Annotated in this window: 24 protein-coding genes and 2 pseudogenes; 22 read left to right on the forward strand and 4 right to left on the reverse strand. The window is 67.6% G+C overall.

The genetic code is table 11. The features are described 5' to 3' along the window. Nucleotides 1-145 precede the first annotated feature (145 nt). Genes M9978_RS20695 through M9978_RS20710 form a run of 4 tightly spaced genes read left to right on the forward strand, consistent with a single transcriptional unit; the run spans nt 146 to nt 4,273 of the window. Nucleotides 146-1,024 carry a lytic transglycosylase domain-containing protein gene (locus tag M9978_RS20695; RefSeq protein WP_254296642.1) on the forward strand — a complete coding sequence of 293 codons (879 nt, stop codon included), beginning with the start codon at nt 146-148 and terminating at the stop codon, nt 1,022-1,024. A gap of 20 nt (nt 1,025-1,044) precedes the next feature. Further along, nucleotides 1,045-3,123, forward strand: a complete 2,079-nt coding sequence (flhA, locus tag M9978_RS20700; protein WP_254296645.1) for a flagellar biosynthesis protein FlhA — start codon at nt 1,045-1,047, stop codon at nt 3,121-3,123. Continuing rightward, nucleotides 3,120-3,863 (forward strand): sigma-70 family RNA polymerase sigma factor, encoded by a 744-nt coding sequence (locus M9978_RS20705; RefSeq protein WP_254296649.1) that lies wholly within the window; start codon nt 3,120-3,122, stop codon nt 3,861-3,863. Before flhA ends, M9978_RS20705 begins: the two co-directional genes overlap by 4 nt. Before the next feature lie 56 nt (nt 3,864-3,919). Continuing rightward, entirely contained in the window at nt 3,920-4,273 is a 354-nt protein-coding gene (locus M9978_RS20710) for a YbaN family protein (protein WP_254296657.1), read from the forward strand. Between the two features lie 4 nt (nt 4,274-4,277). On the opposite strand, the gene M9978_RS20715 is transcribed toward M9978_RS20710, so the two are convergent. From M9978_RS20715 to M9978_RS20725, 3 genes and pseudogenes are all read right to left on the reverse strand, one after another. Then, a complete protein-coding gene (locus M9978_RS20715) occupies nt 4,278-5,474 on the reverse strand; it encodes an alpha/beta hydrolase (RefSeq protein WP_254296663.1) in 1,197 nt (398 codons plus the stop codon). Between the two features lie 239 nt (nt 5,475-5,713). Further along, nucleotides 5,714-5,968: pseudogene (locus M9978_RS20720) on the reverse strand (flagellin); the annotation flags it as partial. A gap of 975 nt (nt 5,969-6,943) precedes the next feature. Continuing rightward, nucleotides 6,944-7,429: pseudogene (locus M9978_RS20725) on the reverse strand (flagellin N-terminal helical domain-containing protein); the annotation flags it as partial. Between the two features lie 111 nt (nt 7,430-7,540). Here M9978_RS20725 and M9978_RS20730 point away from each other — a divergent pair. Genes M9978_RS20730 through M9978_RS20815 form a run of 18 tightly spaced genes read left to right on the forward strand, consistent with a single transcriptional unit; the run spans nt 7,541 to nt 22,841 of the window. After that, nucleotides 7,541-8,800 (forward strand): sigma-54 interaction domain-containing protein, encoded by a 1,260-nt coding sequence (locus M9978_RS20730; protein ID WP_254296665.1) that lies wholly within the window; start codon nt 7,541-7,543, stop codon nt 8,798-8,800. Beyond that, nucleotides 8,797-9,156 (forward strand): flagellar hook-basal body complex protein FliE, encoded by a 360-nt coding sequence (gene fliE / locus M9978_RS20735; RefSeq protein ID WP_254296668.1) that lies wholly within the window; start codon nt 8,797-8,799, stop codon nt 9,154-9,156. Before M9978_RS20730 ends, fliE begins: the two co-directional genes overlap by 4 nt. Before the next feature lie 2 nt (nt 9,157-9,158). Next, nucleotides 9,159-10,814 carry a flagellar basal-body MS-ring/collar protein FliF gene (gene fliF / locus M9978_RS20740; RefSeq protein WP_254296670.1) on the forward strand — a complete coding sequence of 552 codons (1,656 nt, stop codon included), beginning with the start codon at nt 9,159-9,161 and terminating at the stop codon, nt 10,812-10,814. A gap of 1 nt (nt 10,815) precedes the next feature. Then, a complete protein-coding gene (fliG, locus tag M9978_RS20745) occupies nt 10,816-11,826 on the forward strand; it encodes a flagellar motor switch protein FliG (protein WP_254296672.1) in 1,011 nt (336 codons plus the stop codon). Continuing rightward, nucleotides 11,819-12,529 (forward strand): FliH/SctL family protein, encoded by a 711-nt coding sequence (locus M9978_RS20750; RefSeq protein WP_254296675.1) that lies wholly within the window; start codon nt 11,819-11,821, stop codon nt 12,527-12,529. Before fliG ends, M9978_RS20750 begins: the two co-directional genes overlap by 8 nt. A gap of 8 nt (nt 12,530-12,537) precedes the next feature. Then, nucleotides 12,538-13,866, forward strand: coding sequence for a FliI/YscN family ATPase (locus M9978_RS20755; protein ID WP_254296677.1), 1,329 nt, complete (start codon nt 12,538-12,540; stop codon nt 13,864-13,866). Further along, the gene (locus M9978_RS20760; protein ID WP_254296680.1) at nt 13,859-14,284 is read left to right on the forward strand and encodes a hypothetical protein; all 426 of its coding nucleotides are present in this window, start codon (nt 13,859-13,861) and stop codon (nt 14,282-14,284) included. The genes M9978_RS20755 and M9978_RS20760 overlap by 8 nt, the downstream gene beginning before the upstream one ends. Nucleotides 14,285-14,332: 48 nt before the next feature. Further along, a complete protein-coding gene (locus M9978_RS20765) occupies nt 14,333-15,814 on the forward strand; it encodes a flagellar hook-length control protein FliK (protein WP_254296682.1) in 1,482 nt (493 codons plus the stop codon). A 32-nt stretch (nt 15,815-15,846) separates the two neighbouring features. Continuing rightward, nucleotides 15,847-16,455, forward strand: a complete 609-nt coding sequence (locus M9978_RS20770; RefSeq protein ID WP_254296684.1) for a flagellar basal body-associated FliL family protein — start codon at nt 15,847-15,849, stop codon at nt 16,453-16,455. A 24-nt stretch (nt 16,456-16,479) separates the two neighbouring features. Next, entirely contained in the window at nt 16,480-17,409 is a 930-nt protein-coding gene (locus M9978_RS20775) for a FliM/FliN family flagellar motor switch protein (protein ID WP_254296687.1), read from the forward strand. Further along, nucleotides 17,406-17,696: a flagellar motor switch protein FliN gene (fliN, locus tag M9978_RS20780; RefSeq protein ID WP_254296691.1), complete on the forward strand. Its 291-nt coding sequence runs from the start codon at nt 17,406-17,408 to the stop codon at nt 17,694-17,696. Before M9978_RS20775 ends, fliN begins: the two co-directional genes overlap by 4 nt. A gap of 12 nt (nt 17,697-17,708) precedes the next feature. After that, the gene (locus M9978_RS20785) at nt 17,709-17,960 is read left to right on the forward strand and encodes a flagellar biosynthetic protein FliO (RefSeq protein ID WP_436977210.1); all 252 of its coding nucleotides are present in this window, start codon (nt 17,709-17,711) and stop codon (nt 17,958-17,960) included. Beyond that, entirely contained in the window at nt 17,957-18,775 is an 819-nt protein-coding gene (gene fliP, locus M9978_RS20790) for a flagellar type III secretion system pore protein FliP (protein ID WP_302054143.1), read from the forward strand. The genes M9978_RS20785 and fliP overlap by 4 nt, the downstream gene beginning before the upstream one ends. Nucleotides 18,776-18,779: 4 nt before the next feature. Further along, nucleotides 18,780-19,049, forward strand: a complete 270-nt coding sequence (gene fliQ, locus M9978_RS20795; protein ID WP_254296694.1) for a flagellar biosynthesis protein FliQ — start codon at nt 18,780-18,782, stop codon at nt 19,047-19,049. A 3-nt stretch (nt 19,050-19,052) separates the two neighbouring features. Further along, nucleotides 19,053-19,826: a flagellar biosynthetic protein FliR gene (fliR, locus tag M9978_RS20800; RefSeq protein WP_254296696.1), complete on the forward strand. Its 774-nt coding sequence runs from the start codon at nt 19,053-19,055 to the stop codon at nt 19,824-19,826. Then, a complete protein-coding gene (locus M9978_RS20805; RefSeq protein WP_254296698.1) occupies nt 19,826-20,968 on the forward strand; it encodes an EscU/YscU/HrcU family type III secretion system export apparatus switch protein in 1,143 nt (380 codons plus the stop codon). Before fliR ends, M9978_RS20805 begins: the two co-directional genes overlap by 1 nt. Nucleotides 20,969-21,001: 33 nt before the next feature. Then, a complete protein-coding gene (fliD, locus tag M9978_RS20810) occupies nt 21,002-22,438 on the forward strand; it encodes a flagellar filament capping protein FliD (protein WP_254296700.1) in 1,437 nt (478 codons plus the stop codon). Nucleotides 22,439-22,442: 4 nt separating this feature from the next. Further along, nucleotides 22,443-22,841, forward strand: a complete 399-nt coding sequence (locus M9978_RS20815) for a flagellar export chaperone FliS (RefSeq protein ID WP_254296701.1) — start codon at nt 22,443-22,445, stop codon at nt 22,839-22,841. On the opposite strand, the gene M9978_RS20820 is transcribed toward M9978_RS20815, so the two are convergent. Then, nucleotides 22,838-23,908 (reverse strand): CaiB/BaiF CoA transferase family protein, encoded by a 1,071-nt coding sequence (locus tag M9978_RS20820; RefSeq protein WP_254296704.1) that lies wholly within the window; start codon nt 23,906-23,908, stop codon nt 22,838-22,840. The genes M9978_RS20815 and M9978_RS20820 overlap by 4 nt on opposite strands. Nucleotides 23,909-23,974: the final 66 nt, after the last annotated feature.

Genomic DNA, 23,974 nt, shown 5'->3' on the forward strand with positions numbered 1-23,974 from the left:
AGCCCGCTCCCCCACCCGGCCACCCAACGGCAGGGTATTCTATGGGTGGCCGGGTGGGAGAGCGGGCTGGAGCGGCCCTTCTAACAAAAACTGGCACGCCTCTTGCTGATTTCCCTTCACCTAGGGGAATAAGAGCAAGAGCCCGATGACTATACCTTCGATCGGAGCCAGGGCGAACGTCACGACGGCGATCGCAGCGGCCAGCCAGAAGACCGGCATCGACTTCAACTATCTGCTCGGCCAGGCGCAGGTTGAAAGCGGTATGCGCAGCAACGCGCGCGCCGCGACCTCGTCCGCCACCGGCCTCTATCAGTTCATCGAGCAAAGCTGGCTCGGCGTGGTCAAGGAGCATGGCGACAAGCACGGCCTTGGCTGGGCGTCGGACAGCATCCGCCAGACCAGCTCGGGCCGCTTCGTCGTCAGCGATCCCGCCGCACGCCAGGCGATCCTGTCGCTGCGCAACGATCCGCAGGCCGCCTCGCTGATGGCCGCCGAACATGCCAGCGACAACAAGGACGCGCTCGAAGCCTCGCTCGGCCGCGACGCGACCGGCACCGACCTCTATATGGCGCACTTCCTCGGCCTGGGCGGCGCGCGAAAATTCCTCAAGGCGATGGACGGTAACCCCGAGCGATCGGGCGCCGCGCTGTTCCCCGCCGCCGCGCGCGCCAACCGCAATATCTTCTATACCGCCAACGGCGCGCCGCGCTCGCTCGGCCAGATCTATGAGCGCTTCGCCGGCAAGCTCGACCAGGGCGCGGCAGCGGTCGGCGCCACCGGCCTCGCCTCGGGCAGCATCGGCGCGGGCGACGCCAAGTTCCAGCAGCTCGTCCAGTCGCTCGGCCCCGATGTCGAGGTCGTGCTCGGTAACGGGGCTGTCGGCCGCGACCAGAAATGGCTGACGACCCTCGACCAGCTGAAGAACACCACCGCCCGGCGCGACGACACCCGCGTCAATCCGCTGCGCCCGACGCCTGAGACCGCACGCCTCGCCTATATGATGCTCGCGAGCATGGGAGCCTGACCCCAGTGAATGCTACCGCAATGAAGGGGAACATCGTCCCCACGCTGAAGAGTTTCGCGCTGCCGGTCGCCATTTTGGTGCTGGTCGGCATGATGGTCGTGCCGGTGCCGACGATCCTGCTCGACACCTTCTTCATCATGAACATCATTATCAGCCTCGCGGTGCTGATGGTCGCGCTCAATGCGCAAAAGCCGCTCGATTTCTCGGCCTTCCCGACGGTGCTGCTATTCGCCACACTGTTCCGGCTCGGCCTCAACGTCGCCTCGACGCGCGTCGTGCTGGGGCATGGTCACGAGGGCGAGGCCGCCGCGGGCCATGTCATCGAGAGCTTCGGCACCTTCATGATCGGCGGCGACTATGTCGTCGGCCTGTTCGTGTTCGCGATCCTGATCATCATCAACCTGATCGTGGTGACCAAGGGTGCCGGCCGCGTGTCCGAAGTGGCCGCGCGCTTCACCCTCGACGCCTTGCCCGGCAAGCAGATGGCGATCGACGCCGATCTGAACGCCGGCCTGATCACCCCCGACGAAGCCAAGGCGCGCCGCGTCGAGGTCGGCACCGAAGCCGATTTCTACGGCGCGATGGACGGTTCGTCGAAATTCGTGAAGGGCGATGCGGTCGCCGGCCTGCTGATCCTGTTCATCAACGTCATCGGCGGCCTGATCCTCGGGCCGGTCAGCCATGGCATGACGATCGGCGAAGCGGCGCAGACCTATGTCCTGCTGGCGATCGGCGACGCGCTCGTCGCACAGATCCCGGCGCTGCTGCTGTCGATCGCCGCCGCCGCGATCGTCACCCGCGTCTCCGCCAACAAGGAACAGGGGCTGGCCGACCAGATCGGCAGCCAGTTCGGCAGCCACAAGACCTGGACCCCGGTCGCGGTGATCATCGGCCTGCTCGGGCTGCTGCCCGGCATGCCCGCCCTGATCATCCTGCCCGCCGCCGCCGGTTCAGGCTGGATGGCATGGAAAATGTACCAGACCAGCAAGCGCCCGCCCGCGCCCGAGCCGATCGACATCGCCGCCGAGCCCGCCGATCCTTCGCGCATCGGCTGGGACGAGGTCACCGACAACATGCAGGTGATGGTCGATATCGGCTATGGCCTGGTGCCGCTGATCGACGAGCGCCGCGGTGGCGCGCTGATGGGCCGCATCACCGGCGTGCGCCGCCAGCTGTCCAAGGATCTCGGCTTCGTCGTGCCGCAGGTGCGCGTGCGCGACGACATCAATCTCGACCCCTTCACCTATCGCATCGTCGTCGGCGGCGTCGTGATCGGCGAGGACAATGTCTCGCCCGACGAGATGCTCGCGCTCGACACCGGCCAGGCGGTCGGCAAGCTCAATGGCAAGAAGGCCAAGGATCCGACCTTCGGGCTCGACGCGGTGTGGATTTCGCCCGCCGACGCCGATGCCGCGACCGGCCAGGGCTGGCTGGTGGTCGATCCAGGCACCGTCATGGCGACGCATTTGAATCAGGCGCTGATCACCAACGCCTCCGACCTGCTCGGCCCGGACGAGGTGCAGGCGCTGCTCGACGGCCTGCGCGAGCGCGCGGCGCAGCTGGTCTCGGCGCTCTCGCCCAACCCGCTGCCGATAACGACGCTGACGCAAGTGCTGCGCGGACTGCTCGCCGAAAACATCCCGCTCAAGGAGTTCCGCCGCATCGCCGCCGCGATCGCGATGGCCGCGCAGCGCACGCTCGACGCCGACGAGATCATCGAACTGATCCGCCCGGAGCTCGGCCCGCTGATCATCCAGCGACTGTGCGGGGTGCGCGAGCCGCTGCGTGTGATGACGCTCGAAGGCCATCTCGAAGCATTGCTGGGACAAGCGGTCCGCTCGGACCCGGCCAAGCGCCACACCATCGAACCCGATCTCGGCCGCCGCATCGTCGATGCGCTCCAGCGCGCCGCCCAGCCGCTCGTGGCCGAGGCCAAGCCCTTCGCCCTTGTTGTCCAGCCTTCGATCCGCATCGCGATCCGCAAGCTGGTCCGCACCTGTCTGCCGGATACCCCCGTGATGAGCTTCTTCGAAGTGCCTGAGGACAAGTCGGTTGAAGTCGTCGCCGTGATCGGCGCACCCGAGGCGCTCGCCGCATGACCGCGATGCCGAAACACAACGAGTTTGCGCTCACCTATGGCCGCACCGGCGAGACCCGGCGCGACATGGACAGCCTCGTGCGCAAACACATGCCGCTGGTCCGCCGGCTGGCGTGGCACGTCCATGGCTCGATGAGTTCGCTGATCGATGTCGAGGACCTCGTCCAGATCGGCCTCGTCGCGCTGGTCGAGGCGGCGGCGAGCTTCGAGGATCGCGGCCTCGTCAGTTTCGACCAATATCTCCAGACCCGCGTGCGCGGCGCGATGATCGACGAGCTGCGGCGGCAGGCGACGATGACGCGCGGCGCGATGAAGCGGCGGCGCGCCTATAACGACGCCGTCACCACGCTAACCGACGAAAGCGGCAAACGGCCCGACGAGGCTGCGGTCGCGTCGAAACTGGGCGTCACGATCGACAAGTTGCGCAGCGACTTCGCGACCGCCGAGGCGGTGCGCTTCGATTCGATCGACGAGGTCTATTCGGACGAAGGCCCGTGGTTCATGTCCGACGAGCCCTCCGCGTTCGACGCGCTCGCCGATGCCGACCAGCGCGAGGCGCTGATCGCCGCGATCAGCGAACTGCCCGAGAAGGAGCAGCTCGTGATCCAGCTTTATTATGTCGAGGAACTCAATCTCGAGGAAATCGGCCAGGTGCTCGGCGTCGGCGGCGCGCGAGTCTGCCAGATCAAGAAGAGCGCGCACGACCGGCTGAAGAAGGGGCTGTTGCGGCGATTGGGCTGACCGCATCGCCGCATCTTTTTGCGAGACATTCGCAATTGCCGTGCTAGGCAAAAGCCGTGCGCCGCCATCTCTATCTAGCCGCCGGATTCGTCAGCCTGGGCCTCGCGGTGATCGGCGCGCTGCTGCCGGTGATGCCGACCACGGTGTTCGTGATCCTCGCCGCCTATTGCTTCACGCGCAGCTCGCCGGCGATGGAGCGGCGGCTGCTCGAACATCCCAAATTCGGTCCGCACATCATGCGCTGGCGCGAGCGCGGTGCGATCAGCCGCGCCGGCAAGAAGGCGGCGACTCTGGCCTTCGCGGTCAGCATCGCGGTCACCTTCGCTCTCACCGCGATGCCTTGGCCGCTCGTCTCGCTCGCGGCCGCGGTCATCGTCGGCGGCTGGATCTGGACCCGGCCGGAAGCCTAGCGCCTCAGCGCTTCGGCTTGAGTCCCCACACCATCTTTCCAAACGCCGCGGCGCTTTCGCGCGAAGCGCGGTCGGCTTCCTTAGTCACTCGCGTGTGCTGCATGAAGCCGTGCCGCAGCGAGGGATATTCGAGCTCGACGACTTTCACCCCGGCCTTGCGCAGCTTTGCGGCATAGACGCGGTCGGAATCGCGCAGCGGATCGAACCCGGCCGAGGCCATCACCGTCGGCGGCATCTTCTCGATCCCGTCGGCGAAGATCGGCGAGATTTCCGGCTGTGACAGATTCTGCCCCGGGAACACCGCGCGGTGGACATATTCGGTGAACGGCACGTCGAGCCCGAAGCCCTGCCAGAACAGTCGCGCCGAGGCATAGTCCTTGCGCATCTCGGGCACCGGCCGGTTATCGACCGCGGCATAATAAAGCAGCATGCACGACGGGCTGAACTTGCCGGCGTTGCGCGTGCGGTTGGTCACCACCGCCGACATGTTGCCGCCGGCGCTGTCGCCGCCGACGCAGATGCGCTTGCCGTCCCCGCCCAGACGCTTGGCATTGGCGACGGTCCAGTCGAACGCGTCCTCGCTGTCGTTCCACGAGCCGGGATAGGGGGCTTCGGGCGAGAGGCGGTAATCGACCGAGACGACGATCGCCTTCGAAATATCGGCGAGCAGCAGCATCGAGCGGTCGACCGCCTCGATATTGCCGATCACCCAGCCGCCGCCATGATAATAGACGAGCACCGGCAGCGGCCCCTTGGCCTTGGGGTGATAGATGCGCACGCGGATCGGCTGGCCGTCCCGCGCACGAACCTGCTCGTCGCGGACCGAGGCCATCGCCGGGCCGGGATTGGTCTGGCGGATCCATTCCTGATTGGCCTCGGCGCGGATTCCGGCGACGATCTTGGGATCGGCGAAATAGTCGTCGATGGTCTTTTGCTTGACGGCGGGATCGGGCGGCGGCGCAGCCTTCTTCTGCGCCGCGTCAGCCTTGTATCCCTGCTCGAGCCGATATTGCAGGCGAAGGTCGAGCGTCTGGCCGTCGAGCGTGATGCGCTTGCCGCCGACTTGTTCTAGGAACCAGCTGTCCGGCTTCGCCGCGGTGTCGATCACCGCCTGCTCCTTGGGATCGTTCGCGATCTGCGCGAGCGCGGCGCTGGCGACGGTCAGCGAAAGGGCGGCGAAAACAAGCGGGCGAATGGACATCAGGACTCCCCAACAGGCGATTGTCGCCTTGGTTGAGGAAGTCATGCCGGGTGCACAAGCGAAGCAACGGGTAACGGCCTGCCCGAAAAGGGGTTAGACCCGCTCGCGATGCCGGACCGCAAAAGGAAAAACCCCGGCAGCCTTGCGGCCACCGGGGCTTCCTCGCATTCCCTCCAATTACTCGGAGGGTGACCGGCCGTGGCGCCTGTCAGGGGGGTGACACCCCGACCGGCACACGCTTAGCGAAGCAGCGAGAGAACGTTCTGCTGCGACTGGTTGGCCTGCGCCAGCATCGCGGTCGATGCCTGGCTCAGGATCTGCGCCTTGGCCAGCGCCGTGGTCTCGGACGAGAAGTCCGCGTCCTCGATGCGGCTGCGCGCTTCGGTCAGGTTGGTGGCGTTGGTCGTCAGGCTGCTGACCACCGACTCGAGCCGGCTCTGGGCCGCACCCAGGCTGGCGCGGGTCGCTGCGACCGCATCGAGCGCGGTCTCGACCGTGTCGAGCGCCGTCGACGCTGCCGAACGCGAGCTGATCGAGAGGCCGACGACCGCCGGGGTCGTGGGCTCTTCGGCCGGCTCTTCCGGCGTCTCTTCCGCCGTCGGGACCCAGACCTTATCGCCTGCGGCCAGCTTGATCACGTCGCCGGCAGCCGGCGAGTCGAACGCGCTGATCTCGGCGGCGTTGTCGACGTCATCCTGCGTGACCGTGTAGAGGCCCGTCAGTTCGGCATCGCCGGTCGCGAGCGTCTTGAGCGCGCTCGTGCCGCTGTCCCAGATCTTGTCACCCGCCTTCAGCTGGACTTCGCGGCCCACGTCGATCGTGAACTCGGCGCCATTGTCGACGTCATCCTGCGTCACGGTATATTCGGTGTCGATCAGATCGTCACCGGTCGCAACGTCGGTCAGGACGCCATCCGGCTCCTCGATCACCGGCTCGTCCGACGACCAGATCTTGTCGCCAGCGGCGAGCTTGATCACGTCACCTTCGGCCGGCGAGTCGAACGCGCTGATTTCGGCCGCGTTGTCGACGTCGTCCTGGATCACGGTGTAGAGACCGGTCAGTTCGCTGTCGCCCGACGCCAGCGTCTTGAGCGCGCTCGTGCCGCTATCCCAGATCTTGTCGCCTTCCTTCAGCTGGACTTCACGACCCACGGCGATCGTGAACTCGGCGCTGTTGGTCACGTCGTCGGCCGTAACGGTGTACTCGGTGCCGATACGGGTATCGCCCGCCTCGAGCGTCTGAAGCGTCGCTTCAGCCGGCTCTTCCTCGCCCGGCGTTTCCTCGACCGCCTCGACCGGAGCCGCGATGGTCTTGCCGGTGATCGACTGCAGATCGAGCTTGGTGATCTTCAGATCGACCGTGCGGCCCGAGCTGGTGCCGATCTGGATCGACTTGGTGATGTCCTTGTCCGACGCGAACAGCTGGACGTTGTTGAACTTGGTGTTGCGCAGCACGTCATCGATCTGGGCAGCGAGCTCAGTGACTTCGGTCTGCATGTTGCCGCGGTCGGTATCCGAGTAGGTACCCGAAGCCGACTGGGTGGCGAGTTCCTTCATGCGCTGAAGCATGTTGGTCACTTCGCCCAGCGCGCCTTCGGCGGTCTGGGCCAGCGAGATGCCGTCGTTGGCGTTGCGGATCGCGACGCTCATCGACTTGATCTGGCTGGTCATGCGGCTCGCAATGGCGAGGCCGGCTGCATCGTCCTTGGCGCTGTTGATGCGCTTGCCGGTCGACAGACGCTCCATGGCGGTCTGCAGGCTCGACGACGCCAGCTTGGACGCGTTCGCGGCGCGAAGGCTCGCGATGTTCGTTCCGATAACAGTCATGTCTAGTCTCCGTTCAGTCCGGCGTCCTTGCCACCCCCCTGAATGCGAAGGAGCTCGATCCGCCACAGGGGTTGAACGGCAGGGTGCGGACGGCATTAAGCAAAAAAATCGAACGCCCCTCGCGCACATGCGTGAGGGCGTGCGCGGCAATCTGGAGCCGGAAAGGCACGATTTTGCCGGATGGTTTACCACTCGTTTACCATCAATCGTCCAACAGGAGGCTCCACAGGGGGTTTCCGAATGCAGACGATCTTTCCGTCAGCGGCTGTTCTTCGCCAAAACTATGCGCTGGTCTCGGCGCTGCGGGCGCAGGGCTTCACGATCGGCGCCGCCGACAAGGTGAAGCCGATGCCCGGCGATCTGTTCATGATCGTCGAGGGCGAGGCGCCGCCGGTGTCGGCGCGCACGCTGGTGCTGGCCGAAGGCCCGGTCGCGGCGGTCCCCTTCCATGACGGCAATCCCGCGCGCCTCTCCTACGGCACGGATGATGCGGCGGTGGCGAGCGGCTTTGCCAGCGCGATGCTGCGCGGCGCGCATGCCCCGGTCGCGGCTGACCCCGAGAGCCTCGCGCTCTATGCGCTCGCCGAGCGCGTCGCTGCGGCGGATATCACCGTGCTGATCAACGGCCCGACCGGCACCGGCAAGGAAGTGCTGGCCAAGGCGATTCACCTGGGTTCGACCCGCGCCAACGGCCCGTTCATCGCCGTGAACTGCGCGGCGCTGCCCGAGACGATGCTCGAGGCGCTGCTGTTCGGCCACCAGAAGGGCGCGTTCACCGGCGCCAATGCCGCGGGCGAGGGCTTTTTCCGCGCGGCCAATGGCGGCACCCTGCTGCTCGACGAAGTCGCCGAGATGCCGCTCGCGCTGCAAGCCAAATTGCTGCGCGCCTTGCAGGAGCGCGAAGTGGTGCCGATCGGCGCGACCGCTGCGGAAAAGATCGACGTCCGCGTCATCGCCTGCGCCAACCGCGATCTTCAGGGCGAAGTCGCCGAGGGCCGCTTCCGCGCCGATCTTTACTATCGCCTGTCGGTATTCCCGCTGTCGACCAAGCCGCTGGCCGAGCGCCCCGGCGACGTCGCCGCGCTCGCTTCGGCGATGGTGCTGCGCCATTCGGCCGGCCGCACGAAGCTGCCCTGGGTGACGCAGGAGGCGCTCGCCGTGCTGCAAAGCCATGACTGGCCGGGCAATGTCCGCGAGCTCGAAAATGTCATCCAGCGCGCGCTGCTGCTGTGCCCGGGCGATGCGATCACCGCCGATCACCTGATCTTCGACCGTGCCCCGGCGACCGCGATGGCGCCGGCCGAAGGCACGCTCAGCAACATTGTCCAGCTCAGCGAATTCGCGGCGATCCGCGAGACGCTGGCGCAGTGCGGCGGCAGCCGGATCGAAACCGCCAGGCGGCTCGGCATTTCGGAGCGCACGCTGCGCTACCGCCTCGCCAAGGCGCGCGAGCAGGGCGAAGACATCACCCGCCAGAATCTGGGGAGGATTAGCGCATGAGCGTCGGTGCTATCGGCGGAGCGGGCGGGATCGACCGCGTCATGCAGCTCCGCGCCCAGATCCTCGAACGCAACGAAGCGTTGCGCGGCGCGGCGACCAGCGGCGCTTCGGTGCCGGTGCAGCAACCGGCGGGTCCGGCGAGCTTCGCCGACACGCTGGAAACCGCGCTCAAACAGGTCAATGGCGCGCAGAACAACGCCAGCGAACTCTCCGCCGCATACGAACGCGGCGAGACGGTCGACATCGCCAAGGTGATGCTCGCCCGCCAGGAAGCTTCGGTCGGCTTCGAAGCGACGCTTCAAGTCCGCAACAAGCTGCTTACCGCCTATCGTGACATCATGAGCATGCCGGTCTGACCATGAGCAACGCCCTCACCGCCGCCGACACCCCCGCCGCCCCTGCGCTCGCAGGCCAGGCGAATCCGCTCCGCCAGATCGGCTCGATCCTGTCGCAGCCTGCGGTCAAGCGCAGCCTGCCACTGATCTTCATGCTCGGACTGATCGGCGCCGCCGCGCTCGCCTGGGCGATGTTGTCGACCCCGCCGCAGCGCGTGCTGTTCGCCAGCCTGCCCGAAAGCGACAAGGCCGCTGTCGCCGAAGCGCTGACGGCGGCGAACATTCCCAACACGATCGACAATGCCGGATCGATCACCGTGGGCGAAGACGATTTCCACAAGGCGCGGATGCTGCTCGCCGGGCAGGACCTGCCCAAGGCGGCGCCGGGCGGCTATGCGCTGCTCGACAACCTGCCGATGGGCGCGAGCCGTGCCGTCGAGGGCGAACGGCTGCGTCAGGCGCGCGAGACCGAACTGGCGCGTTCGATCAGCGAGATAGATACGGTTGCAGTCGCCCGCGTCCACCTCGCCACCCCTGAAGCGACCGTGTTCGTGCGCGACAAGGCCGAGCCTTCGGCCTCGGTCATCGTCACGCTCGAGCCGGGCCGCACGCTCTCCGATCCGCAGGTGCGCTCGATCGTCAACCTCGTCGCCTCGTCGGTCCCCGGGATGAAGCCCGAAGCGGTCACCATCGTCGATCAGGCCGGCGCGCTGCTCAGCAAGTCGGGCACCGACACCGCCGGCGACGCGCGCATCGACTTCCAGCGCCGCGTCGAGGACAAATACCGCCAGCAGCTGGTGCAGTTGCTCACGCCTTTGCTCGGCGCGGGCAACTTCACCGCCGAGGTGCAGGCCGATGTCGATCTCGACGAGAGTCAGGCGACGCGCGAGACGTTCGACAAGGCCAATGCCGTGATGCGCGCCGAACAGGGCAGCTGGACCGGCGCGCCGCGCGATACGGCCAGCGCACCCGGCGGCATCCCCGGCGCGCTCTCCAACGAAGCGCCCGCGCCTGCAACCGTCGCCACGCCGACGCCGGGCGAGACGCCTGCGGCTGGCGGGGCGGCTGCTGCCGCGACCGCCGCCGTGGCGGCCGGAATCAAGCAGACCGACAGCTTCGCGCGCAGCTATGACAATGCCAAGGAAATCTCGGTCACGCGCGCCGCGCCGGGCAACATCAAGCGCCTTTCGGTCGCCGTGCTGCTCAAGGAAGAGCCGGGCAAGCCGCGCGGCCAGGTCGAGATCCGTCAGATCGACGAGCTGGTCAAGGCGACGGTCGGCTTCAACGCCGCGCGCCAGGACACCGTCACCGTGGTCAGCCGCAAGTTCAGCGCCGCCGCCGATGCCAAGGACGAGGGGCTGCCCTTCTATGAAAGCGGCTGGTTCGCGATGATCCTGCGCAACGTCACCGCACTCGTGATCGCGCTGCTGGTGCTGTTCATGGGCGTCCGCCCGCTCGCCAAGGCGCTGCTCAAGAAGCGCGACGACAGCGGCCGCGGTGGCGCGCTGCCGATGGGTGGACCGGACGGCGTGCCGCTGCCCTCGCCGGTGAGCCCCGAAATGCTCGGCGCGGGCGGCGTGTCGCTCGGTGACCGCGTCGGCCTCGTGCGCGACTTCACCCGCGACAATCCCGCGCGCGCCGCGCTGGCCGTGCGCGACATGATCAAGACGGGGAATTGAGATGAACGCCCCCCGCAACTTCACCGGCGTCGAACGCGCCGCGGTGCTGATGATGATCGTCGGCGACGAGGAAGCCGCCGCGATCCTGCAGAAGCTCGATCCCGAAGAAGTTCGCGAGCTCGGCAGCGCGATGATGAGCGTCGCCGATGTCAGCGAATGGGAGATGGCGCAGGTCCTCGACGACTTCACCGGCCGCGCGCAGGAGCGCAGCGCGATCCAGTTCGATCCGCGGCCCAAGGTGCAGTCGGTCGTGACGCTGGCGCTGGGCGAGGAACGCGCGAGCACCATGCTCGCTCGTATCCTGCCGCCCGAACCCAATGAATCGATCTCGCAGCTCGCCTGGATGGATGCGACCGAGATCGCGTCGATGCTCGAGGAGGAGCATCCGCAGATCGCCGCCGTGCTGCTCGCGCATCTCGAACCCGAGACCGCCGGCAAGGTGCTGGAGATGCTGCCCGAGGCGATCCAGCCGCAAGTGCTGCGCCGCGTCGCCAGGCTCGGCCCGGTGACGCCCGAGGCGATCGCCACGCTGACCTCGCTGCTCGAACGCCACTCCGCCCAGCCGCGCAAGGCTGTCGGCGTTCAGATGGGCGGAACGCGCGAGGCCGCCAAGATCATGTCCGCGGTCCGCAAGATCACCGAGCAGAAGGTGATGCCGAAACTGGCGAAGCTCGACCGCGAAGTTGCCAGGGCGATCGAGGAGGCGATGTTCGTCTTCGACAACCTGCTCGAACTCGACGACAAGAATATGGGCACCCTGCTCCGTAACATCGAGAGCGACGTGCTGGTGCGCAGCCTCAAGGGCGTCGACGAGGAGGGCCGCAACCGCTTCCTCGCCTGCATGTCGAGCCGCGCCGCCGATACGATCCGCGACGAGATGGAAGCGCGCGGGCCAATGAAGATGGCCGAAGTGCTGGAGGCGCAGAAGGTGATGATCGCCATCGCGCGCCAGCTGGTGAAGGACGGCACCATCACCATGCCGGGCGGCGGCGGGGACGACGATTATGTCTGACTTCACGCCCGGTTTCTCCGCGCGCAATCCGGGTATCGCCGAGGCGCTGCAACGCGCGTTCGCGCCGCCCGAAAGCTTCGCCGCGCGCGAGATCGGCCGGCGCAACCCGCCGCCGGTCGAGCCGAAACATTTCAGCCCCGCCGAACCCGGCCACAAGCCGACCGAGGGCTGGGACCCGTTCGATCCGGCCCACGAGCCCTCTAAGGGCGAGTTCGTCGATCCGGTCGCTGCGGCGCGTGCCGCCGGCTATGCCGAAGGTCTCGCCGCCGCTCATGCCGAGGCCGAAGTCGCGGCGGCGCAGCAGGCCGCCTTGCTCCAGCAGGTCAGCGAAGCGCTGACCGCGGGCGCGCATTTCGACCGCGAGCGCATGGCCGGGCATCTGCGCCAGACCGTGCTTCATCTCGTCACCAAGATGGTCGGCGAATCGGGCGTCGCGCCCGACGTGCTCGCGCATCGCATCGAAGCCGCGATCGACATGCTCGCCGACAGCGCCGAATCGGCGATCCTGCGGATGCATCCCGACGATGTGGCGCTGGTCGAAGGGCATCTGCCCAAGACCGTCTTCCCCGTCGGCGACCCGCATGTCGCGCGCGGCGGCTTCGTCATCGAAAGCGCCTCGACCATCGTTGAGGACGGCCCCGACCTGTGGCTCGAACAACTCGCCCAGGCGATCGACCGCATTCCCATTCCGCCTGCCGTCTGAAAGCGTTCATGCTGAACAGCTTCACGTCCGAGTATCTCGATGGCTTGGCTTGTGGCGGCTTCACGCCGCGGCCCAAGGTGTCGGGACGGCTTTCCTCCTATGACGGCCTGCTGATGGAAGCGGTCGGGCTGTCATTGCCGGTGGGCACGGTCTGCGCGATCGGCACCGGCGAGAGCCGCGTCGATGCCGAGGTGATCGGCTTTCGCGGCGGCAAGACGCTGCTGATGAACCTCGGCGGTCCCGCCGCCTTGCTGCCGAACACGCCGGTGCGCCCCGTCGGCGCGCCGGGCGAGGCCGAAGTCGGCGCCGCCATGCTCGGCCGCGTGGTCGATGGCGCGGGCAAGCCGATCGACGGGCTCGGCCCGATCCGTGGCGCGGGCAAATGGCCGCTCGCCGGCAAGATCCAGTCGCCGCTCGACCGTGGCCGCGTGCTCCAGCCGCTCGATGTCGGCGTGCGCGCGATCAACGGTCTGCTCACGATCGGTCAGGGCCAGCGCGTCGGCATCATGGCGGGTTCGGGCGTCGGCAAATCGGTGCTGCTCGGTATGATGGTGCGCGCCGCCAAGGCCGACGTGATCGTCATCGGCCTGATCGGCGAGCGCTCGCGCGAAGTGTCCGACTTTCTCGAAACCAAGGTCGCGGGCGAGGCGCGGGGGCGCTCGGTCGTGGTCGCGGTCCCGGCCAACCATTCGCCAGTGCTGCGCATCCGCGGCGCGCTGCGCGCCACGGCCATCGCCGAAGCCTTTCGTGCCGAGGGCAAGAAGGTGCTGTTGATCATGGATTCGCTGACTCGCGTCGCGCATGCCGGGCGTGAGATCGGCCTGGCGCTGGGCGAACCGGCCTCGGCGCGCGGCTATCCGCCCTCGGCCATCGCGATGCTGCCGAGCCTGATCGAACGCGCCGGGACGGACGTCCACACCGGCGGCTCGATCACCGCGATCTACACCGTGCTGGCCGATGGCGACGACGGCAACGATCCTGTGGTCGACTCCGCCCGTTCGATCCTCGATGGGCATATCGTGCTGAGCCGGGCGCTCGCCGAACGCGGCGTTTACCCCGCGATCGATCTGGGCCCGTCTGTCAGCCGCGTGATGACCGACATTGCCGGCAAGGCGCATGTCAACGCCGCGCGCGTGCTGCGCCGCCACCTCGCCACTTACGAGGAAAATCGCGATCTGGTGCTGATGGGCGCCTATCGCGCGGGCGCCGACCCCGCGATCGATGCCGCCATCGCCTGCCATGATTCGGTGCTCGACTATATCCGCCAGGCTTATGACGACACGGTCAGCCTGGAGGATGCGGTGACCGAGCTGGTCGGCGTGTTCGGCGATGCCTGACAAACACCAGAAGAAGCTCGGGCGATTGCTCCGGGTACGTACCTTGCAGCTCGACATGGTCCGCGCCGGCGAAGTCGCCGCGCGAGAGAAGGTCGCCAACGAGGAAGCCCTGCGCGCGCGCATCGCGCAACTTGCCCAAGGCGTCGCGCCCTCGCCAGCCCCGGCGCCGGGCAGCGCCACTACGCTGATCGCCGCCGCGCATTATCGCGAGCGGCTGCACCAATCCGCCTTCGCCGCCGAACGCCGCGTCGCCGAGGCGCAGCGCGGCCTCGACACCGCACGCGCCGCGACGCAGGACGCCAAGCGCGACCAGACCGCGATCGAAAAGCTGATCGAACGCGCCGAGGCCAATGCCGCACGCAAGGCGATGCGCGCGCTCGAAGACATGCCGGCCACGATGAAGAAGCGGTTTTCCTAAAAACGGCACGATCCTTGCTGATTTGCCAGCAAAGGAGAATTCGCCGTCGTGCCCGACCTGCTCGCCAGCTTCCAGATCAACGCTTCGCTGCCGGGGCTCGTCCCCGCCGTGCCGCTGCGTGCCGCACCTGTGGCGCTGCCCGGCACCGCCGCGCCGCCCGCCGATTTCGGCGCCGCGCTCGGCGGATTGCTGATCCCGGGCACCGCGCCCAAGGCAAAGGGCGAGCGGCAACCCGATGCCGAACGCGGCAAGGATTTGCCGGTCGAGGACGATGCGACGCCGGACCCGGTGCTCGCCTGGCTGCCGATGGACGCCGCGCCGATGCCGCTGACGCCGGTCGTCGCGGCGCCGGAAGGCCAGTCCGCCGCTTTGACCGAACCCGCGGTTGGGCCTGCATCACTGCCGACAACGGCCGAGCCGACGCTGGAAACGGCGTCAGCGCCGGACACCACGGCAAAGTCCGGCGATCATCCCACCGTTCCCGGCCCGGCGCCGCAATCCGAGCCGGGCAAGCTGAAGCTGGCCCCGCAGGAACGGTCGGCCGAAGTCCATGCCATCATGCTCCCGGCTGCCGCGCGCGCCAAGACCGACGGCATGCCCGCGACCGGGGTTTCGAGCCTCGAGACCGAAGCGCCGGTGCCACGCCAGAACCCCGCCGCAACCGTGGTCGCCGCCGCACAGATGGCATCCGAGCAGGGATCCGCCCCGGTCGTCGCTGCCGCGCACGCGCTCCGCACCGCGGGGATCGAGCCGCCGACCCCACCGCCCGCCGGGCTGCCGCAACCAACACCGGTCGAAGCGCCAGTCACCAGCGACGCGTCCTTGACCCTCGAAACCTTGCGTTCCGCCCCGGAACTTGAACCCGATGCGGAGCCGGCAGCACCGCTGCCGCGCGGCCGGTTCGACGCAGCGCCTGCGCGCGAGGCCGCTCAGCCGGCCCCAGCCTTCGTGCCGCTGCCAGCCGCGCCGCCCGTCGCGAATGCCGGCATCGCCGCGCAAGTTTTTGCAGCGGCGATCACCACGGCAGCCACCGATCCTGCGCCGTTCGACGGGCTCAGCGAAGCCGTGATCCTGTTCAATGGCCAGGCCCGCACCGAACAGCAAACCACCGTCCAGGCGATGTCGGGCGCGTCACAAGCGCCGCTCGACATGACTCGCGACGACTGGACCGGCCAGATGATCGAGCGGATCGCCGCGTTGCGCGATTCGGCCGAGGCCGCCGATACGCGGATCAAGCTCGCGCCCGAAAATCTCGGCGCGCTCGAAGTTTCGATCCGCCGCGACGGCGACCGCATCCATGTCCACTTCACCGCCGACAATCCGGCGGCTCGCCAGCTGATCGCCGACGCCGCGCCGCGGCTCGCCGAACTTGCCGATGCGCGCGGGGTGAAGCTCGGCCAGACCAGTGTCGATGGCGGCAGCCAGCAGGGCGCTCAGCGCGACGCCCAGCAGCAACAGCAGCGGGGTCCCGGCCGCAACGCGTCCGTCGCGCACCGCGCCGAGCCCGTCAGCGATGACCGAATTGCCTGACTCAATCTATCCGAAATTTGGGGGAATGAACGATGAGTGACAAGGAAGCGCCCGACGCGCCCGAAGCCAAGAAGAAGGGCGGCAAGAAGAAGTGGCTGTTGATCGGCGTCAGCCTGCTCGTGCTGGTCGGCGGCGGCGTGGGCGGCGGGCTCTATGCCTCGAACGCCGGACTGATCGGCGGCGCCAAGGCCGAGGCCGGAGAAGCCGAGACCAGCGGTCCGCGGCTGGTGCCCAAGAGCGAGCAGGTGCGCGCCAGCGCGGCCGAAGGCGAAGGCAGCGGCGAGGGCGGCTCGCGGCCGCCGGCTGGCGCGGGCGGCGAGAAATATGCCTCGACCTATTATGCGATGGAAAAAGAGTTCACCTCGAACCTGCGCGAGAGCGTGCACTTCATCCAGGTCGGCATCGCGATCTCGACGCCCTACGACAACACCGTCATCGAGAATCTCAAGACGCACGAAATGGCCGTGCGCAGCCAGGTATTGCTGACACTGGGCGAAACCAGCGAGGACGATGTCTTCACCGCCGCCGGCAAGGAAAAACTGGCCAAGCGCCTCGCCGCCGCGATCAATGCCGTGCTCAAGCAAAAGGAAGGCTTTGGCGGCATCGGTAACGTTTACTTTACCAATTTCATTGTTCAGTGAGACATGGTTAACGCCCCTTCAGACTTGGCTCCCGAACGGCGCGAGCGTTCCCGGGCCGGTGCGGAACACGCACCGGCGCTGGGCGCTGCGGCGAACATCAATCCGTTCGGCGATCTGCACGCGTTGCAGCATCTCACCGCGCGGCTCGCCAAGTCGCTGAAGGCAAGCTTCGAGCCGCTGGTCGGCGAAGGCGCGCGCTGCTGGGCTGAGCCGCTCGCGGTGCAGCGCTTCGGCGACTACAAGAACGAGCGGCCCGCCGGCCTCACCGCCTGGCTGCAGCTCGGCATGGCGCCCGGCCGCGGCCGCGCGCTGATCGCGATCGAGGGCAAGTTCGCTTACGAGATTCTCGACCGCTTCTTCGGCGGCGATGGCGAAGCGCCGCATCCGCTGCCGACCGAGTTCACCGGCGCCGCCGACACGCTGCTCAAGCGCATTGCCGCCAGCATCGCCACACAGCTTGATCCCGCCTGGGAGTTGCTCGCCAACTTCCGCTTTAGCTGCGCCGAGAACACCGCGTCGATCGCCGTCGCGCCGGAAATCGACGCGAATGAGCCGATGGTGTTCACCCGCCTAGGTGTCGCCGCGGGCGATGCAAAGCCGCACTGGGTCGACATCCTCTATCCCGTCGCCGCGCTGAAACCGCACACGCCCAATCTCACCGCCAAGGTGATCGGCGGCGAGCCCGAGCCCGAGCCCGAATGGCGCAACGGCCTGACGCGCAACGCCATGGCGCTGCGCCTGCCGGTGCGTTCGGTGCTGGCCGAGCCGATGGTGCCGGTTTCGATGCTGATGGCGCTCAAGCTTGGCGACGTGATTCCGATCAGCTTCGGCCCCGACGTGCCGGTGATGGTCGCCCGCCAGAAAATCGGCTTCGGCACCGTCGGCACCGCCAACGGCCAGGCCGCGATCAAGATGACCCGTTTCGAACCCCTTCTCACCGAGGACGCACGATGAACGACATGACCGGAAGCTTTGCCGGAGACGCCGCGGTGGCCGCGAACTTCCACCTCCTGCAGGATGTGGACGTCAAGCTCACCGTCGAGATCGGCTCGACCACGCTGACGCTGCGCGAGTTGCTCGCGCTCGGCGAATCGAGCGTGATCGAGCTCGACCGCCAGGCCGACGAACTGCTTGACGTGTTCGTCAACGGCACGCTGATCGGCCGCGGTGAGGTCGTGACGGTCGGCGACAAGTTCGGCGTGCGCATGACCGAGCTGGTCGCGCCCGAAAAGCGGGGCTGATCCTCCGCCATGATGTGGTCCTACATCCTCAAGCTCGTCGTGCTGCTGCCGCTCGTCTGCGGCTTGCTGATCGGCTGCCTCTATCTCTGGCGCAAGCTCGAGGCACGGCTGCCTGGCAACCAGGGCGACCGCATGCTCAAGGTCAAGGAGACGATGATGGTCTCGGCCGGCACGCGCATCGCGGTGCTGGAAGTGGAGGGCAAGCGCATCCTCGTCTCGGTCAGCCGTAACGGCGTCGCATTGATCGACCGGATCGACGGATGAATCCCTGGCTCAAGCATTTCGCGCTGGTGATCGGCGCGCTGGCGCTCGCACTGTTCCTCGTCGCACCGGCCTTTGCGCAGGCCGCGGCGCCCGCGGTCCCGGTCGCAGCGCCGGCCCCCGCGCCGACGCCGGGCATGGGCGATGCGGTCGACCGCGCGCTCGGCGACCTTGGCGGCGGCGACGCGCCGCTTTCGCTGTCGCTGCAAGTCCTCATCATCATGGGGCTGCTCTCCGTCCTGCCCGGCATCCTGCTGATGATGACCAGCTTCACGCGGATCATCATCGTGCTCGCGATCCTGCGCCAGGCACTCGGGCTTCAGCAGACGCCGCCCAATCAGGTGCTGGTCGGCCTGTCGCTGTTCCTCAGCTTCTTCATCATGGCGCCGACGATCAACGAGATGAACGTCAATGCGATCAAGCCCTATGCCGAAGGCAAGATCGGCGCGACGCAGATGATCGAGAAGGCCGGCGAGCCGCTCCACGCCTTCATGCTCAAGCAGACCCGGGTCAAGGACATCACCATGTTCGCCGGCATCGCCAAGGCGCCGCCGATCGCCAAGCCGCAGGACACGCCCTTCTCGATCCTGCTCCCGGCCTTCGTCACCAGCGAGCTCAAGACCGCGTTCCAGATCGGCTTCCTGATCTTCCTGCCGTTCATCGTCATCGACCTGATCGTCGCGACCGTGCTGATGAGTCTCGGCATGATGATGATGTCGCCGACGATCATCGCGATGCCGTTCAAGCTGCTGCTGTTCGTGCTGGTCGATGGCTGGGCGCTGACGATGGGCAGCCTCGCTTCAAGTTTTGCGAGTTAGCGCGATGGACGCAGATTATTTCATGGGCGTCGCGCGCGAGGCGATGTGGATCCTCGCGCTGGCTTCGGCCCCGATCCTGATCCCGGCGTTGCTGTCGGGCCTGATCCTCGGCATGATCCAGGCCGCGACCTCGATCCAGGAACAGACTTTGTCGTTCGTCCCCAAGCTGATCGTCGTGGCGATCAGCCTGGTGATCTTCGGCGGCATGATCCTCGGGCTGCTCGGCGATTTCACCACCGGCATCTTCGAGCGCATTCCCGAGCTTGTGAAGTAGATCATGCTCGGCTTCGGCCTCTCGATCGAGCCGCAGCTCTGGGCGCTGGTCTTCACCATGGTGCGGGTGGGCGCCGCGTTCATCGCCGCGCCGGTGTTCGGCGCGGTGTCGGTGCCGCTCAACGTCCGCGTCGCGCTGACCGGCGCGATCGCAATCCTGTCGATGAACGCGGTGCCGATTCAGGCGCCGGGCGAGGTGTTCGCGCTCGCGACCTTCCTCGCCGTCGCCGCCGAAGCGCTGGTCGGCCTCGCGCTCGGCTTCGTCCTGCAGATCGCCTTCGCCGCGCCCTTGGTGGCGAGCGAAGTCATCGGCACCTCGATGGGCCTCAGCTTCGCCTCCGCCATCAACCCGCAAACCGGCGCATCGACGCCGGCGCTCGGCCAGTTCCTGACGATCCTGCTGACGCTGCTGTTCCTCGCCGTCGACGGCCATCTCGTGCTGGTCGAGCTGGTGGTGCGCTCCTATGAACTGCTCCCGCCCGGGCAAGCCTGGCTCGCCCCGGGCAAGCTCCAGAATATCGCGCTGTTCGGTGGTTATGCGTTTCTCGCCGGGCTGCTGCTCGCGCTGCCGGTCGGCTTCCTGCTGCTGTGCCTCAACATCATCGTCGGCATGATCTCGCGCTCGGCCCCCGCGCTCAACCTGTTCGCGATCGGCCTGCCCGCCAGCCTTGCCATGGGCGTGCTCGCCTTGCTGGTCGGCATGCCGGCGATGGGCGACTACATGCTCGTCATCATCCGCGAGGCGCTCGACGCCGCGCAAAGCCTGGTGCTCGGCTGATGAGTGAAAGCGCCGGCGAAAAGACAGAAGCCCCAACACCCAAGCGCCGGCAAAAGGCGCAGGAAGATGGCGACCTCCTCAAGTCCCGAGACTTCGGCGCGGCGCTGATCATCCTGCTCGGCTGTGGCTGGATGATCCTGATGGGGCCGCAGCTGCTCGGCGCGATCAAGGAAGTGATGACCGCCAGCTTCAGCTTCGGCCGCGGCGATATCGAGAGTTTTCAGCCGTGGAAGCCGCTCGCCACCGCCGGGTGGAAGCTCGCCCCGTCACTTGGCGCGCTGCTCGCCATCGCCTTTTTCGGCGCGATCGCCAGTCAGGCTGCGCTCGGCTCGCTGCATTTCAACGGCAAGCTGCTCGCGCCCAAAGGTAACCGAATCAACCCGGGCTCGGGCCTCAAACGCATCTTCGGCCCAACTGGCTGGATCGAGCTCGGCAAGTCGCTGCTAAAGGTCGTTCTGCTCGGCGGCATCGGCCTGTGGCTGTTGTGGGGCGCATCGGGGCAGACGATGGGGCTCGTCTCATCCAACCTGACCGAAGCCGTGCGCGCGCTCGGCGACACCTTCTCGACGCTCGTCCTCGTCATGGCCGGCGGGCTGCTGCTGATCGCGGGCATCGACCTGCCGATCCAGATCTTCCGCCACATGCAGCGGCTCAAGATGAGCATGCAGGAAATCAAGGACGAGCATAAGCAGACCGAAGGCTCGCCCGAGGCCAAGTCCGCGCAGCGCCAGCGCCAGCGCGAGCTCGCCAAGGGCGGCATGCGATCGAAGGTGCAGACCGCGCATGTCGTGCTCACCAACCCGACTCACTTCTCGGTCGCGCTGCGCTACGATCAGGGCAAGGATCAGGTGCCGGTGGTGGTCGCCAAGGGCCGCGGCGAGATCGCGCTGGCGATCCGCGAACTGGCCGACGAATTCGCGGTGCCGAGCGTCGAGCTGCCGCCGCTCGCCCGCGCGATCTACTTCACCAGCCGCGAGAATCAGGAGATTCGCGACGACCTCTACATGGCGGTCGCGACGGTCTTGGCGTTCGTGTTCGGCATCAACCGGCTGGCCGGTGGCCGCATGCCGAACATCGCGGTGCCGGAGACCGCGCTGTTCGACGAGAATGGCGTGCTTTCAGGCCTAAAGCCCGCGCGATGATGGCCGTTAACCGACATATAGGGGGACGCTCACGTGGCCGTTGAATCGATCGCAAAAACGCTCGGCGGCGGATCGGGCATCGACACGACCGCGCTCGTCCAGAGCCTGGTCGATGCGCAGTTCGAGACACGCAACGCAACGCTGACCCAGCGCGAGGAAACGCTGACCGCGCAGATCAGCGCCGCCTCGACGCACAAGAGCAACATCACCGGCTTTGCCGGCGCGCTGACGACGCTGTCGAAGAGCGGCACGCTGTCGACCCAGCCGACCAGCTCGAACCCCGGCATCGTCGCCGTGTCGCGCATCGCGGGCGCCGACCTCACCGCCCTCAACGCCAAGATCGAGGTGCGTCAGCTCGCCTCGACCCAGACCACCGCCTCGACCCCGCGCCCGAGCGCGACGACGGCGGTCGGCCGGGGCACGCTGACGCTGACCTTCGGCACGGCGACGGTCGCCAATGGCGCGATGACGGGCTTCACGCCGGGCAGCGGCACGCCGGTCAACGTCACCATCGACGCCAGCAATTCCAGCCTCGACGGTATCGCCAGCGCGATCAACGCGGCCAAGGCCGGCGTCACCGCCTCGGTGATGACCGATTCCGCGGGTTCGCGGCTCGTGCTTAAGGGCGCCAGCGGCGAGACGCGCGCCTTCACCCTGACCGCTACCGAGACGCCCGGTCATACCGGCCTCGCCGCGCTCAATGTCGGCATCGGCGCAAGCGGCACCACGATCGGCAGCGCCGCCGCCGACGCGATCGTCGCGGTCGACGGCGTGGCCTTGAAGCGCGACTCCAACACGATCTCGGACCTCGTGCCGGGGGTGAAGCTCGATCTCGTTTCGGCGCAGGCCGGCACGATCGTCAATCTCGGCAAGAATTCGCCCAGCACCTCGCTGGTTCAGGCCGCGCAGGACTTCGTCGACACCTATAACGAGGTGTTCGCCGCGCTGAACACCGACCTCGACCCGATCACCGGCGCACTGCGGCAGGACCTCGCCGCCAAGACGCTGAAGCGCCAGCTGCAGCAGCTCACGCTCACCCCGATCGCGTCAGGCAGCGACAATGTGCCGACGACGCTGGCGCAGATCGGCATTCAGACCAACCGCGACGGCACGCTCAGCCTCAACACCACCGCGCTCACCACCGCGCTGGTCAACTATCCCGAGCAGGTCGAGAAGATGTTCGCCGCCGCCAACGGCACCGCGACCACCGCCAACGGTCTCGCCGCCGCGCTCGGCTCGATCTCCGCCGCGGCCGCCAGCACCACCCGCGGCCTCGGCGCGAGCGTGCTCAACTATACGCGGGCGAAGACCGACATCAGCGAAGACCGCGCCGACGCGCTCGAAAAGGCCGAGGCGCTTCGCACGCGCATGACTCGCCAATTCGCGTCGATGGACGCCAAGGTCGCCGCTTACAAATCGACGATGACCTTCCTCGAGGGCCAGATCGACGCATGGAACAAGGCAGATTGAGACGATGAACAAGCCGATGCGTCTCAACACCAACGCTGCCGCAACCTACCGCTCGATCGATGCGGTCGGCCGCACCGCCGCGGCCGATCCGCACCAGCTGGTCGAGCTGATGTACAAGGAATGCGTTGCGGCCTTGCGCGCCGCCGCCTTCGCCGCCGAGAAGAAGCAGCCGACGGTCAAGAGCGAGCGCATCTCGCGCGCGACCGCGATCCTGTTCGCGCTGGAATCCAACCTCGATTTCGAGCGCGGCGGCGAGGTCTCGCGCACGCTCGCCACGCTCTATCACGGGCTGCGCGCGCAGATCATCCAGTCGAGCATCGGCAGCGATCCCCGGCCATTCCGCGCAGTCGCCGACGATCTCGAAGAAATCGCCGGGGCGTGGAGCCAGGCGCGCGCCGCCTAACCGGCCCAGCGCGCCAGAATCTCACTGACCGTCGCGATACGTGACGGCGGGGCCACCGCCGCCGCCGGCTCGAAGCGCGGCGCGGACGCCAATGCGCCGGGACCCGCGGCGACCGGGCGCCGCGCCATCGCATGCGGCTGTCGCGCCGCCTCCTCCAGCGTCAGCACCGGCGTCACACAGGCGCTGCCCTCGGCGAAGACATAGGCCCATTGCGCGCGCGTGCGGCCCGCGAACCGTTCGGCGAATTGCGCCGCCATTTGCGGCCAGTCGGCGCGGTCGAATTGCGCGCAGCTGCCGGGCGCGAAGCCGAGCCCGGTGCACAGCTTCTCGAACTGCACCGGATCGAGCGCGCCGACCGCGACATGCCCGCCATCGGCACAGGCATAGCTGCGATAGAAGGGTGCGCCGCCATCGACCAGATTGCTCTCGCGCCGGTCGATCCAGCGGCCCGAGGCGAAGAGGCTCTGCGTCAGTCCCATCATGGCGCTCACCCCGTCGAACGCCGCCGCATCGACCACCCGCCCCTCACCTGTCGCCTGCGCGCCGAGGATCGCCGACACCATGCCTAGCGCGAGGAACAGCCCTGCCCCGGCATGGTCGCCGAGCAGGTTGAGCGGCGGCACCGGATGGTCGGCGGCGCCGATCGCGTGCAGTGCGCCGGTCAGCGCGAGCACGTTGATGTCGCTGCCCGGGCGTCCGGCCAGTGGACCCGACTGGCCCCAATAGGTCGCCCGGCCATAGACCAGCCGCGGATTGAGCGCGCGCAGCGGTTCCGGCCCCAGCCCGAGCGCCTCCATCGATCCGGGGCGCAGCCCTTCGATCAGCCCATCGGCCTGAGTCGCCAGTTCGGCCACTTCGGCGATGGTGGCGGGGTGGCGAAAATCGAGTTCGATATCGTGACGGCCGCGATAGAGCGCCGGCACGACCTGGCTGGCGGTGGCGTCCGGCTCGAACACGCGCACGATCTCGCAGCCCAGCTCCGCCAGCAGCAGCGCGGCGAACGGCACCGATCCGATCGAATCGATCTCGACGATCCGCACGCCGGCCAGCGGTCCCGGTGCTCCCACGCGCTGCTCCCTGATTCGCGCCCCTGTTTCGGCCAAGCCGCGCGCCCGGGCAAGCCGCGCGCCATG

Source organism: Sphingomonas tagetis, from assembly GCF_024211275.1.
Lineage (GTDB): Bacteria > Pseudomonadota > Alphaproteobacteria > Sphingomonadales > Sphingomonadaceae > Sphingomonas > Sphingomonas tagetis.